At 63.5% G+C, this 13110-nt stretch carries 13 protein-coding genes and 1 pseudogene; 7 read left to right on the forward strand and 7 right to left on the reverse strand.

All coding sequences use genetic code 11. The features are described 5' to 3' along the window. The first annotated feature begins 17 nt into the window (after positions 1 to 17). From GM676_RS00585 to GM676_RS00600, 4 genes are all read left to right on the forward strand, one after another. Positions 18 to 626 carry a DUF6036 family nucleotidyltransferase gene (locus GM676_RS00585; protein WP_155461441.1) on the forward strand — a complete coding sequence of 203 codons (609 nt, stop codon included), beginning with the start codon at positions 18 to 20 and terminating at the stop codon, positions 624 to 626. Next, complete coding sequence (locus GM676_RS00590) at positions 598 to 975, forward strand: hypothetical protein (RefSeq protein ID WP_155461442.1); 378 nt, start codon at positions 598 to 600, stop codon at positions 973 to 975. The genes GM676_RS00585 and GM676_RS00590 overlap by 29 nt, the downstream gene beginning before the upstream one ends. Positions 976 to 1065: 90 nt before the next feature. After that, on the forward strand, positions 1066 to 2106 hold the full coding sequence (locus GM676_RS00595) for a choice-of-anchor J domain-containing protein (RefSeq protein ID WP_155461443.1): 1041 nt from the start codon (positions 1066 to 1068) through the stop codon (positions 2104 to 2106). Further along, a complete protein-coding gene (locus tag GM676_RS00600) occupies positions 2103 to 3506 on the forward strand; it encodes a PA domain-containing protein (protein WP_155461444.1) in 1404 nt (467 codons plus the stop codon). Before GM676_RS00595 ends, GM676_RS00600 begins: the two co-directional genes overlap by 4 nt. A gap of 15 nt (positions 3507 to 3521) precedes the next feature. Here the strand turns inward: GM676_RS00600 and GM676_RS00605 are convergent, their stop codons facing one another. Beyond that, positions 3522 to 3854, reverse strand: a complete 333-nt coding sequence (locus GM676_RS00605) for a PilZ domain-containing protein (protein WP_155461445.1) — start codon at positions 3852 to 3854, stop codon at positions 3522 to 3524. A gap of 112 nt (positions 3855 to 3966) precedes the next feature. Here GM676_RS00605 and GM676_RS00610 point away from each other — a divergent pair, with 112 nt between their 5' ends. Continuing rightward, the gene (locus tag GM676_RS00610) at positions 3967 to 5358 is read left to right on the forward strand and encodes a RecQ family ATP-dependent DNA helicase (protein ID WP_155461446.1); all 1392 of its coding nucleotides are present in this window, start codon (positions 3967 to 3969) and stop codon (positions 5356 to 5358) included. Here GM676_RS00610 and GM676_RS31935 read toward each other — a convergent pair. Further along, a pseudogene (locus GM676_RS31935) lies at positions 5320 to 6354 on the reverse strand (esterase-like activity of phytase family protein); the annotation flags it as partial. The gene GM676_RS00610 and the pseudogene GM676_RS31935 sit on opposite strands and share 39 nt — an antisense overlap. Before the next feature lie 17 nt (positions 6355 to 6371). After that, the gene (locus GM676_RS00620; protein WP_155461448.1) at positions 6372 to 6797 is read right to left on the reverse strand and encodes a Fur family transcriptional regulator; all 426 of its coding nucleotides are present in this window, start codon (positions 6795 to 6797) and stop codon (positions 6372 to 6374) included. Between the two features lie 31 nt (positions 6798 to 6828). Here GM676_RS00620 and GM676_RS00625 point away from each other — a divergent pair, with 31 nt between their 5' ends. Further along, complete coding sequence (locus GM676_RS00625) at positions 6829 to 7170, forward strand: hypothetical protein (RefSeq protein ID WP_155461449.1); 342 nt, start codon at positions 6829 to 6831, stop codon at positions 7168 to 7170. A 94-nt stretch (positions 7171 to 7264) separates the two neighbouring features. Continuing rightward, entirely contained in the window at positions 7265 to 9208 is a 1944-nt protein-coding gene (locus GM676_RS00630) for a TonB-dependent receptor (protein ID WP_155461450.1), read from the forward strand. Here GM676_RS00630 and GM676_RS00635 read toward each other — a convergent pair. The 4 genes from GM676_RS00635 to hmpA all read right to left on the reverse strand — a co-directional run bounded on the left by GM676_RS00635 (position 9205) and on the right by hmpA (position 13106). Next, positions 9205 to 9912 (reverse strand): ABC transporter ATP-binding protein, encoded by a 708-nt coding sequence (locus GM676_RS00635; protein ID WP_155461451.1) that lies wholly within the window; start codon positions 9910 to 9912, stop codon positions 9205 to 9207. The two genes, GM676_RS00630 and GM676_RS00635, sit on opposite strands and share 4 nt — an antisense overlap. Continuing rightward, positions 9909 to 10832, reverse strand: a complete 924-nt coding sequence (locus GM676_RS00640) for an ABC transporter permease (protein ID WP_155461452.1) — start codon at positions 10830 to 10832, stop codon at positions 9909 to 9911. Before GM676_RS00640 ends, GM676_RS00635 begins: the two co-directional genes overlap by 4 nt. Further along, complete coding sequence (locus GM676_RS00645) at positions 10829 to 11830, reverse strand: aliphatic sulfonate ABC transporter substrate-binding protein (protein ID WP_155461453.1); 1002 nt, start codon at positions 11828 to 11830, stop codon at positions 10829 to 10831. The genes GM676_RS00640 and GM676_RS00645 overlap by 4 nt, the downstream gene beginning before the upstream one ends. Positions 11831 to 11924: 94 nt before the next feature. Then, positions 11925 to 13106, reverse strand: a complete 1182-nt coding sequence (hmpA, locus tag GM676_RS00650; RefSeq protein WP_155461454.1) for an NO-inducible flavohemoprotein — start codon at positions 13104 to 13106, stop codon at positions 11925 to 11927. Positions 13107 to 13110 lie beyond the last annotated feature (4 nt).

Raw genomic sequence — 13110 nt, forward strand, 5'->3', positions numbered from 1 at the left:
CTCGCGCGGGAGGTCATATGCAATCCTTTACCGAAGCCATCTTGAGACTGTTTGACGATCTGGGCGATCGTCTGGCCGCGGCAGGCTTGCCCAGTGGCGCGGTGCGTGCCTATTTGTTTGGCGGTTGCGCCGTGCACATGTACGAACGCAATCGTGTGAGTGAAGATCTTGACGCAGAATTTGACTACAATTTAATTCATCGCGATGACGTCTTGCTGGTGTTGAGCGAGTTGCCGGCGGTAGCCTACAGAAGTGTTGCGGGGAGAGAAGTTGGATTGAATATAGACCGCCGATTCAATACGACGCTTTGTCCATTGCACATGGACTATCAGGATCGCGCAACGCAGCTGGAACGAGGCCAATCGGACGCATCGCCGCTGACAGTTTGGCTGCCAAATCCGATGGATGTTGCTATATCCAAGCTTGGCCGTTTATCGGTGGTGGACGTCGAGGATATTTTGGTATTGCTACAGGAACCTTCTGCCTCATGGGATGAGTTTGAACGCTTGGCGACCGAGGCGTCGCAATACTATGTTGGCAGGAATTTGGCCGGCACAATCGCTTATGTGAAACTCCAATGGCAAAGGAGGAAGGATAATGACGCCAGCTCAGAAGATGTTAAGTGATATCGCGCAAAATGGACTGCACGGTGTCGATCATGAATATATTATTTATCTTGCGAAAGCTATCTGGTATTACGATTTGCTGCCAGATCTGGGCGCACTGGACGGGCCATTTCGTAATGACGTCGGTTATTTTTCAGACTCGCTGGCGCATTTTAGTGTTCTCCCGGCAGAGCAAAGTCGAAAGCTGCGTGCCGCGTTGCTGCCGTACAAGCCGGCGGCGCCTTGCGATGATCCGGATCTAAACGATCCGCTCGCTAGGGAGTGGCACTCCAGTTGCGACATCATGCCGTTTTACGCCGACATTCTTCAATTCCAGACGCGCCATTACGCCGCAGGCTGGCCCAGGTAGGTTTTTTTATCGTTTTCCGGGAACCCCCTTTCGGCTTGTGCTGTCTAACCACAGCAAGTTGAGCCGTGTGACGATACCCTGGGGGATGATATGGACCTGATGAAATATCTGGTGGGACTGCTTGCGGTCGCCGCCAGTTGCTCTGCTGTTGCGGCGCCTTTGTTGTCGGAAGGTTTTAACGATGTGGCCGCGCTGCCGGCTGGGGGCTGGGTGTTGCTGAATCAGAGCGCGCCGCCCGGCAGCACCGGCTGGTTCCAGGGCAATCCCGCATTCTTCCCGGCGGCCGCCGGCCCGGCCGATTCCTACCTCGCTGCCAACTTCAACAACGCCGCGTTCGGCGGCACGGTCAGTAATTGGCTGCTGACGCCGCAAGTGCTGCTGGCCAATGGCGAATCGCTGAACTTCTCGCTGCGCCTGCTTGGTGAGGGCGTGCTGGACCGGGTGGAGGTGTATTTCAGCAGCAAGGGAGGCAGCACCGACCTTGCCGACTTCGCTTTACTGGGCGCTTTTGAATCCGATACCGATACCGGCTGGCAGGACCGCGGCTTGCTGATCAATGGCCTGGCCGCGCCGGCCAGCGGCCGCTATGCCTTCCGCTATGTGGTCGATGACACCAGCCTCAACGGCAACTACATCGGCATCGACACGGTCAGCATCAACGCCATCCCCACCCCCGGCACGGTGGCGTTGGTGTGCCTGGGCGCGCTGGCGCTGATGGCGCCGCCGCGGACGCGCCGCCGGCGCCGCAACTGGCTGCTGGCCGCCGGCCTGGCCGCCACCGGCACGGCGGCGCAGGCCGCGCCCGACGGCGTCATGCGCTTCCCCCATGTGCAGGTGGTGAACCAGCCGGCGCCGCCGTCCAGGCCGGAGCAGGGCGGTTTCATGGCCTACAAGGACCCGGTCACCGGCCAGCTGACCGGCCCCGATCCCGAGCAGGCCGCGTTGCTGACCGCGGCCGCGCGCGCGCCGGCGCCGCTGGTGCGGCAAGCGCGCCCGGCGACGCGTCCGGTGCAGGGCGGGGGCGTCAGCCTGATGCTGGACGACCGCCAGGTGCGCTACGCCATGGCCCGCAAGGCGCCCGACGGCAGCATCAGCGAAAGTTGCGAACCGGCGCCGGGAGAACTGAAATGAAAACCCTGCTGACGGCCATCATGGCCATGCTGATCGCCTCCGCCAGCTGGGCCGCCGCCACCATCACCATCGTCAACGGCGACCCGCCCGGCAGCGGCTTCAACGACCCCACGCCGGCCGTTCCGGTCGGCGGCAACACCGGTACCACGCTGGGCGCGCAGCGCCTCAACGCCTTCCAGGCCGCCGCCAGCAAATGGGGCGAGACGCTGGACAGCGGCGTGCCGATCCGCGTGCTGGCCACGTGGGAAGCCTTGCCCTGCACCGATACCGCCGCCGTGCTGGGCAGCGCCGGCGCGCTGGAGGTGTTTGCCGATTTTCCGGAAGCCCCGCAGCGCAACGCCTGGTTCGGCAAGGCCGAAACCAACAAGCTGATCGGCTTCGACGCCGATCCCGCCACGCCCGACATCCGCGCGCGCTTCAACGTCAACCTCGGCCAGCCGGGCTGTTTCACCGGCTCGCCATTCTATCTGGGGCTGGACAACAACCATGGCGCCAACACCGACCTGGTGACGGTGCTGCTGCACGAATTCGCCCACGGCCTCGGCTTCCAGACCTACACCGACGACCAGACCGGCGAGCTGCTGGCCGGCATTCCCAGCATCTGGGATTACTTCCTGCTCGACACCAGCACCGGCAAGGTGTGGAAGGACATGAGCAACGCCGGGCGCGCGGCCTCGGCCGTCAGGTCCGGCAAGCTGGTGTGGAGCGGGGTACGGGTGACTAACGCCGCGCAGCTGGTGCTGCAAGCCGGCACGCCCATCCTCACGCTGCTGACGCCGCCCGAGGTGGCGGGCGTGATCCAGATCGGCACCGCCGCCTTCGGTCCGCCACTCAGTTCGCCCGGCCTGACCGGCGAAGTAATGCCGGTGGTCGACACGTCGCCCGACCTGGGCCTGGCTTGCGCGCCGCTGTCCGCTATCAACGCGCAGGCGGTGAAAGGCAAGATCGCGCTGATTGACCGCGGCGTTTGCACCTTCGTGGTCAAGGTGCGCAATGTGCAGGAGGCCGGCGCCATCGGCGCGATTATCGCGGACAACGTGCCGGGCGCGCCGCCGCCGGGGCTGGGTGGCAGCGATGCGCGCATCGTCATCCCGGCGGTGCGCATCACGCTGGAGGATGGGCTGGCGCTCAAGCAGGCGCTGGCCAGGCGCACGCGCACGCATTCCGGCCTGTTTGCCAATCTGGGCGTGAACCTGGCGGTGCGCGCCGGCACCGATGCGCTGGGCCGGGTGCTGATGTACGCGCCGCGCCCCAACCAGCCGGGGTCGTCGGTGTCGCACTACGATACCAGTGCCACGCCCAATCAGCTGATGGAGCCGGCCATCAACGCCGACCTGAAGCACGAGGTCAGGCCGCCGTTCGACCTGACCTTCCCGCTGTTGAGGGATATCGGCTGGTAAGCATCGGCCGCCGGCTCAGGCCGGCGCGGTGGTGACGTATTCGAAGATGCGCTCGGCGCAGTCCTCGGAAATGGTGAGGAAGCGCGCGCCATTGCGGAAGCGGCCGTGGGTGCCGACCGGGGCGCTGTGCAGCACCGTCAGCGTGATCTCGTTGCGGATGGCGCTGCCGGGAAAGCTGAAATGCAGCACGAACTGCTGGTTGACGGGCATCGGACGGTCGCTGACAAAGGCCACGCCCATGCGCGAGATATCGATGATCTGCACGGTGGTGGTGTTCTTGCCATGAATGTCAGTGATGTAGGCGTCTACTTGCAGCAGGCGCCTGACATGCTCGCGTCTCGGGTCCATCGTTGTTTGGGATAACCTCTAAAAGCGCTAGTATGACAGATCCGCCGCCCACACCGCCAGCGCCGTGCGCTGCCGCACAGTCGCGCGTTGTGTTCCTTGCTACTTTGGCCGCATGGCTATCTCACTAAATCTCCAGATCCAACGCTTGCTGCGCAAGGTGTTTGGCATTGAGGCGCTGCGCGACGGCCAGCGCCGCGTGATTGACGCCGTGCTGGCCGGGCGCGATACGCTGGCCGTGATGCCGACCGGCAGCGGCAAGTCGCTATGCTATCAGTTGCCGGCGCGGCTGATGAAAAAAGGCCTGACGGTGGTGGTCTCGCCGCTGATCGCGCTGATGAAGGACCAGGCCGAAAAGCTGGAGGAGGCCGGTATCGCCAGCGCCGCCCAGGTCAACAGCAGCCTGTCGCGCAGCGATGAGCAGGAAGCCCTGCAAGCGATAGAAAACGCCGGCAAGGACATCGTGTTCTGCACGCCCGAACGGCTGGCCACGGCGGAATTCCAGGCGCTGTTGCAGCAAACCGGTGTCGGCCTGCTGGTGGTCGACGAGGCGCATTGCATTTCGCAATGGGGCCATGACTTCCGGCCGGCCTATCTGGAAATCGGCGTGGCGCTGGCGGCGCTGGACCAGCCGCAGGTGCTGGCCTTGACCGCCACCGCCACCGACGACGTGATCGCCGATATCCGCATCCAGCTCGGGCGGCCCGGCATGCGGGTGGTGAACACCGGCATCTACCGGCCCAATTTGCAGTATCGCGTGCGCCAGGTCACCAATCCGGACGAAAAGAACGCCACCTTGCTGGAACTGGTACAAGCCACGCCGGGCGTGGGCATCGTCTACGCCGCCACCGTCAAGGCGGCGAAAGAGGCGTATCAACTGCTGGCCGACGCCGGCGAAAGCGTCACCCTCTATCACGGCAAGCTGAAAGCGGCGGAGCGCAGCGAGAATCAGGAGCTGTTCATGAACGGCGAGCGGCGCGTGATGGTGGCCACCAACGCCTTCGGCATGGGCATCGACAAGAGCGATACCCGCTTCGTCATCCACCTGCAAGTGCCGGGCAATCTGGAAGCCTATTACCAGGAATCCGGCCGCGCCGGGCGCGATGGTGAGGATGCCGAATGCACGCTGCTGTACTACCACGACGACACGCGGCTACAGAAATTCTTCCTCATGAAGAGCAAGGCGCCGGACGAAAAGCATGAACTCGATCGCGAGAAGCTGGAGCGCATGATCGGCTACGCGCAAAGCGGATTTTGCCGCTGGAAGCTGCTGCTCGATTACTTCGGCGATCCGGTGCCGGGCTTTGAACGGTGCTGCCGCTGCGACAACTGCCTGTCGCCGCCGGTCATCGCCGAGGCCTCAGGGCAGCAGTTCGAACAGCAGCAGTTGGGTGACCTGGGTCTTGCTGAAGTTGTCGTCGGAGATCAGCACCAGGCTGGCGTGGCCGTTGGCGAAACGCGGACCGAAGGACATGCCTTCGAGGTTGTCGACGATCGGCAAATGTAAGTCGCCGATATCCAGCACCAGGCGCTTTTTCACCAGCGTGTAGCTGGCGTCCTTCAAGGTGGGCAGGTGCTGCACGTCGCTGGCGCCCTCGGTGTCGATCTCGTAGATGCGTACATAATCCTTGTACGAACCGTCATCGGCCTGTACGCCGGCGCGTTCCATCACCAGCATGCGCTTCTGGCTCAGCGACAGAATCTCCGAGATGCCGTTGTCGGCGTATTTCCCCTTGCCCGGCGTGGCTGGAATCGGCTCCAGCGGATAGGCATACTGGCCCAGCACCTTGCCATCGCGCGTGAAGTGGGTGATGCGGTTGACCGCGCCGTGCAGCGGCGTCGGCTCCGGACCATCCTGATACATTGGGCCTTCCAGCGATACCCACAGGCTGCGCCCATCCGGCGTAAAGCTCAGGCCTTCAAAGCTCTGGTTATTGCGCGGCCCGAATTTGTTCTCCTTCGATACGGTGAACAGCGGCGGCAGCGGCAGCGTGTCCTGGTAACGGCCATCCGGCGCCGCGCGGCGGATGAAGGGATCGAGCGACAGCGCGACATCGCCCTCGCTGCCATACCAGATGCTGCCATCGAGCGGATCGACGCGCAGGGTTTCAAGGTCCGGCACCACGCCGTTGGTGCGCTTGTATTCCTCGCGCGACGGATAGCCGCTGCCATCTGGTTGCAGCAGCGTCGCCACGCCGGTCAGCTCCACCGACTTGAAGGAGCGCTCGTCGTAGGACAGCCTGGCGCGGTAGTAGCGGGCCGGATTGAATTGCGAGCGGTCGTCGCTGATCATGATCCATTCGTCGCGCGCGGCGTCGTAGTCGATCCCGGACAGACCGCCCACTGTCGTGCCCTGGAACTGGTGGCGCCACGGCAGGCGTTGTTCGCCGATGAAGCGCAGGCTGCCGACGGTGAGATCAGAGCCAGCCGGTTTTTGCTGGGCGAACGGGGCGCACGCGCTCAGGGCGAGCGTGCAGGCGAGGGTGATGAGCGTCTTTTTCATGGACGCGCATCATAACATCACTTGCGCTTGCAGTTAGGACAAGTACCCTTGATGAGGAAATCGATCTCCTGCGTCTCGAATCCTTCCGGCAGTTCGATCTGGCGCGGCAGTGTCACGTTGGTGAAGCAGGTCACCTGTTCGCACTTGGTACACTGGAAGTGCGCGTGTTCGTGCGCGTGGTGGCCGGCGCCCGCGCTGAAGCGCCACACCTGGTCGGCGCCGGCGATGCGGTGGATCAGCTCATGCTCGGTCAGCCATTCGAGCACGCGGTACAGCGTGACCGGGTCCAGCTCCGCGTGCGCCTGCCGCGCGAGGTGGGACTGGATCTCGTGATGGGTCAGCGATTTGTCCTGCGTGAGCAAAAAATCAAGCACCAGCACGCGCTGGCGGGTGACGCGCGCGCCGGTCGAGCGGATTTGAGATTCGGCGATGGAGGTTTGCATCCCGCCATCTTATCACGCTAGAATATCGGCCATGATTCGCCGCCCGCCAATAGTTCATGTGTTGCTCGCGCTTCTGCTGCTCCTGACGCAGCAGATCGGGATCACCCACGTCTATACCCACTGGAGCGGCGCAGAGCAGCAAAATGTCCAGCTGACTGACGAAGACCAGGCCGAGCACCGCAAGCGCGTGGCGGTCCACAAGGTCTGCGCGGAATGCGTGTCGGTGGCGCAGATGGCCGCGGCCATCACCAGTTCGCCGCTGACGCTGGCCGTTTCCACCCTCAGCACCGGCCCGGTCGTCATCGAGGCCACGCTGCCCGCTTGCGAGCGGACCACTTGCGTCTTCCAATCCCGCGCGCCTCCTCTGGCCTGACACCCAAAATCCGTCCCGAGTTTTGAGTTATTCGCCGCAGCGCGCCGCAAGGACGCGCCGCGCGAGCCGTTATCTATTTTGCCAGAGGTTTTACATGAATATTCAACGCACGCTGCTGGCCAGCGCGATCCTGTCCGCCTATTCCTTCGCTTTCGCCCAGACGGCCGTGGTGCCGCAAGTGGTGGTCACCGCCAACCCGTTCGGCAATAGCGCCAACGACCAGATCCTGACCCCGGCCAAGGTGCTGGCCGGCGATGAGCTGCGCGACAAAGCCGGCAGCTCGCTGGGCGAAACGCTGTCGCAGGAACTGGGCGTGTCGGCATCGGCGTTTGGTGCCGGCGCTTCGCGCCCCATCATTCGCGGCATGGAAGGGGCGCGCGTCAAGATGCTGGAGAATGGCATGGCCGTCTCCGACGTCTCCGGCCTGTCCAACGACCACGCGGTGGCGGCGGAAGGCGCGACCGCCCAGCAAATCGAAATCCTGCGCGGCCCGGCCGCGCTGCTGTATGGTTCGGGCGCGATCGGTGGCCTGGTCAACGTGGTGAACGAACGCATTCCGACCGCGCTGGAGCCCAAGCTGACCGGCCAGATGGAAGCGCGCGGCAGCACCGTTGACAGTGGCCGCAACGTCTCCGGCACGCTGGATGGCGCGGTCGATAAGCTGGCCTGGCACATCGACGGCAATCTGCGTAATGCGGACGACTACAACACACCGGTCGGCCGGCTGGCGCACTCGGACACCCGCTCGCGCACTGGCGGCATCGGCGGCTCGTACATCGATAACTGGGGCTTCATCGGCGTATCGGCCTCGCGTCTGTCGAATGTGTACGGCATCCCAAGCGCGGAGGGTTCCAAGATCGACCAGAAGCAAAACCGCTTCGACATCGACAGCCTGGTGAAATCGCCGTTTGAAGGCTTTGAGAGCTTCAAGTTCAAGGCCGGCTACACCGACTACAAGCACGCCGAAATCGGCGAAGACGGCGCACCGGAAGTACTGTTCAAGAATCATTCGCTGGAAACCCGTTTTGAGCTGACCCACAAGCCGGTGGCCGGCTGGCACGGCACCTTCGGCGTGCAAACCGAGAACACCAACTTCTCGGCGCTGAGCGCGGAAGGCGGCCCGGATACCGTGCCGGTCACGCACTCGACCTCCAACGCCGCCTTCCTGGTGGAAGAAACCGACTTCGGCCCGGTGAAATTCAACGCTGGCGGCCGCGTGGAGCGCGTCAAGCGCGAGCCGGTGACGGGCGTGAACCGCTCGTTCAACCTGCAATCGGCATCGGTGGGCGGCCAGTGGCCGTTCGTGCATGGCTATGCGCTGGGCGCGACCTTCTCGTACGCGCAGCGCGCACCGTCGACCGAGGAACTGTATTCCGCCGGACCGCACGACGCCACCGTCACCTTCGACATCGGCAACGCCGATTTCAGGAAGGAGACTTCGCGCAATATCGAAATCAATGTGCAGAAGACCACGGGCCTGCTGCGCTGGAAGGCCAACGTGTTCCGCAACAAGGTCAGTGATTTCATCTACGGCCACATCACCGGCAATCTGCTGGATGAAGAGGGCAATCCCGGCGACGAGCTACGTGAGCGCATCTTCGAGCAGGCCGACGCCACGATTCAGGGCGCGGAGGCGGAGCTGGAATACAACCCGACTGGCGCCGGCTGGTCGGGCCGCGTGTTCGCCGACACCTCGCACGGCAAGCTGGAACGTGGCGGCAGCCTGCCGCTGCAACCGGCCACCCGTGTCGGCATCAGCACCGCTTACAAGATGGGCGCTTGGCGCGCAGGCCTGTCGCTGGTGCACGCGCAGTCGCAGGACCGTCTGGCTTCGTTCGAAACCACCGACACGCCGGGCTACAACCAGCTGAACGCCAATGTCTCCTACACGCAGAAAGCGGGCGACTATGACCTGACCTGGTTCCTGCTGGCGAAGAACCTGACGAATGAAGAGATCCGCGTTTCGACCTCGGTATTGAAAGATATCGCGCCGCTGCCGGGCCGTAACGTGGTGTTTGGCGTGCGCGCCAAATTCTAAACGTGCAGGCTGTCGAAGATGGCGGCCTTTAGCTGGGCCGCCTCCGCGTCGCCGCGCTTGCGCGGGGCCGGGCCGGGATGGAACTCGGTCAGGCCGCCGTCCAGCAGCACGATGCGGTCGCTCAGGTAGAGCGCTTCGTCGATGTCGTGCGTGACCAGCAGCACGGTGAGCTTGTGCTGGTAGGCGACCTTCAACAGCAAGTCTTGCAGTTTCATGCGGGTGAAGGCGTCGACGGCGGAGAAGGGCTCGTCGAGCAGCAGCACGCGTGGTTGCGTGAACAGGCCGCGCGCGATGGCTGCGCGTTGCGCCTGTCCGCCGGAGAGCTGCTTGGGCAGGGCATGGGCGTGGTCTTGCAGGCCCACTTCGGCCAGCAGGCGCGTGACCAATCGTTGCGACGCCAGCGCGTTGTTGCTGTCGAAGGCGACGTTTTCCGCCACTGTCAGCCAGGGGAACAGGCGCGGTTCCTGGAAGATGAAGCCGATGTCGCCGCTGGCGCCTGTCAGCGGCGTGCCGGCCAGTTTGATCTGGCCTTTGAAATTGCGGTCGAGGCCAGAGGCGATCGACAGCAGGCTACTTTTGCCGCAGCCGCTGGCGCCGATCAGGCTGACGACTTCGCCCTGCTGTAGTTGCAGGCTGACGTCGCGCAGGATGGTGCGGGCGCCGTAGCGCTTTTCTTCAACGTGAATATCGAGTGCAATGCTCATGCGTAGCTGTCGCGCCATGCGAGGCTGCGTTTTTCAATGACGGCCATCAGCGTGTCGCTGATTTTGCCGAGGATAGCCAGCAGGAAGATGGCCGCCAGTACGATGTCGGCGCGGCTGGTTTCGCGGCCGTCCGAGAGCAGGTAGCCGAGGCCTTTGCTGGCCGCGATCAATTCTGCCGCCACCATGAACATCCAGGCGAGACTGAGGCCGTTGCGCAAGCCGGTGAGGATGGCCGGCAAGGCGGCCGGCAGCAGCACGCGCTTTGTCAGGGCGATGTTGGATAGGCGGTAAAGCCGCGCGACTTCAATCAGCTTGCGGTCCACGGCGCGTATGCCGGAGGCCACGCCCATGTAGATGGGGAAGAAGGCGCCGATGGCGATCAGGACGATTTTTGGCGCTTCGTCGATGCCGAGCCAGAGCAGCAGCAAGGGCACCCAGGCCAATGACGGGATGGCGCGCAGGGCCTGGAATGTGGGATCAAGAATGGCTTCGGCGTGGCGGCTCAAGCCGACGGTTGCGCCGAGCAGGATCGCCAGCAGCGCGCCGGCCGCGAAACCCGCCGCCACGCGTGCCGTGCTGGCGGCGATGTGACCGGGCAGGCCTTGTGCGCCGAGGTCGCGCAGCGTGTCGAGGATTTGCGTTGGCGCCGGCATGAGGTTAGATGGAATCAGTCCGCCGCGCACCGAGAATTCAATCGTCAGCAGGGCCGCCAACGGCAGCAACAACGCAAGCAAAATCCGCCGCACGCGTTCGCCCGCTGCCGCCCGCGCGACAGCAGCGACCCCGGCTTGCGCCACTCGCGCAGCCGACGCCAACTCCGCCGCATCCGCAACCGACGGCGCATCCAACTGCGCCGCATCGCGCCCTATACCCGCGCGCCGACGCTCCGCGTGGGCTGGGGCGACCAGTTGGCTGCTCATGACTGCCGTTCCTGGCTGCGGGCGATGTAAGGTTGGGCGAAGCGGGTATCGACCAGCTCCGCGATGGCGCGGTTCAAGTCCGTATCGGCCTTGACCAGTGTTTCATCTTTCAGTATCGGCGCCGCGACCTGCAAGGCCTTCACGTGCTCCGCGCCCGGCTGCGGGTTGCTGAAATCACTGCGCAGCTTCACCTGCAACAGCGCCACCGGCAGCGACACCTTGGCCTCCTCCGACAAAATCCTGGCCGCCTCGCCTGGATTCGCGCGTATCCACGCGCGCGCCCGTTCGTAAGCCTTGATCACGCGCGCCACTTCCGCCGGCCGCGTGGCCAGGAAGTCCTCGCGCACATTCAGGAAACCATAGGTGTTGAACGCCACATTCCGGTAAATCAGCTTCGAGCCGGATTCCAGCTCACTGGCGGCCATATGCGGATCAAGGCCCGCCCAGGCGTCCACCTTGCCTTGCTCCAGCGCCGCGCGGCCATCCGCATGCTGCAAACTCACATGCGCGATATCGCTGCGCTTCAAGCCAGCCGTCTGCAAAGAGCGCAAGAGGAACAGATAAGGATCGGTGCCCTTGGTGGCCGCCACCTTCTTGCCCTTCAAATCGGCGACCGTGCGGATATTGGAATCCTTGCGCACCACCAGCGCCGTCCATTCGAGACGCGAGAAAATATATGGCGTCTTGATTGGATTGCCGTTCGCCTTGGCCAGCAAGGCCGCCAGGCCAGCCGAAGAACCGATGTCGATGCTATTCGCGTTCAGATACTCCAGCGCGCGATTACTGCCGGCGCTCAGCACCCAGCGCACCTGCACGCCATCGGCCTTGAATTCCTCTTCCAGCCATCCAAAGCGCCTGAGCACCAGACTGGCGGGCGAATAGTATGCGTAGTCGAGCCGCAGCTCCTTGAGCGGCGCGGCAACAACCAGCGAGACAGGGGAAAAGCCGGCAACGGCGGCGCTACCGGCCGCCAGTTTCAACAGAGTTCTGCGCTTCATGTTTTCCTTGAGTGAGGCATGGATGCTTTAAGTATTGCATCCACGCCCACCCGAGTACACGAAGAAATCCAGCTTTACATAGTTGAAAACCGCATCAAGCCAGCGCTTCCGCCGGGCCGAAGAACTCATAGTAAGTCTGCGTTTGCGGCACACCCAGTTCGACCAGATGCGATTTAATCGCCTTCATGAACGGCGTAGGGCCGAGGAAGTACGCTTCCACATCGCGCGACTCCGGCAGCCACCTGGCCAGGTGCTGCGGATTCAGATAACCGGTGGCGTCGGGCTGCGGCGATTGCGCATCGGCCTTCTCGTAGCAATAGAAGCGGCGCAGCTGCGGATGCTTGGCCGCCAGCGCATCGATATGCTCGCGGAACGCGTGCACACCGGCGTGACGCGCCGCGTGAATAAAGTGCACCGGACGATTGCCTTTCAGTGCCGCCGTCAGCATCGCCAGCGTGGGCGTGATGCCGACGCCACCACTGATCAGCACCAGCGGCTTGTCACTATCGGCCAGCACGAAATCGCCGGCCGGCGGGAACACGTCAATGCTGTCGCCCACATTCACCTGATCGTGCAGGAAGTTCGACACCAGACCGCCGTCCTCACGTTTCACGCTGATGCGATACGTGGTGCCATTGGCCGCCGCCGACAGCGAGTACTGGCGGCGCTGTTCGCTGCCATTCACCTTCACCGTCAGGCCGATGTACTGGCCAGGCTTGTGCGCCACCACCTTGCCGCCATCGGCCGGCGCCAGCACAAAGGACGTGATCTCGTCGCTTTCAACCGTCTTCGACACCACCTTGAAAGCACGGGCGCCACGCCAGCCGCCTTCGGCCAGCTCGTTCTGTTTATAAATGCCTTCCTCCGCGCCGATCAGGATATCGGCCAGTTGGCCATACGCCGCCGCCCAGGCTTCGATCACCGCATCGGTCGCCACTTCCGCGCCCAGTACTTCGCGGATCGCCTTCAACAGGGAGGCGCCAACGATAGGGTAGTGCTCCGGCTGGATTTGCAGCGAAACGTGTTTGTTGATGATGGTGTTAACCAGCGGGCCGAGATTCTCCAGCTTCTCGATATTCTTCGCATACATCAGCACCGCATTGGCCAGCGCGCGCTGCTGCGTGCCTTCGGTTTGATTGGCCTGATTGAACAGCGACTTCACTTCCGGATAATCGCGGAACATGGTCTGGTAGAAGTGGCGCGTCAGGGCTTCGCCGCCTTGTTCGAGGATAGGGACGGTGGCGGTGATGATGGCTTTGTGTTCGGTGCTCAGCATGATG

This window comes from Duganella radicis (assembly GCF_009720825.1).
Lineage (GTDB): Bacteria > Pseudomonadota > Gammaproteobacteria > Burkholderiales > Burkholderiaceae_D > Rugamonas > Rugamonas radicis.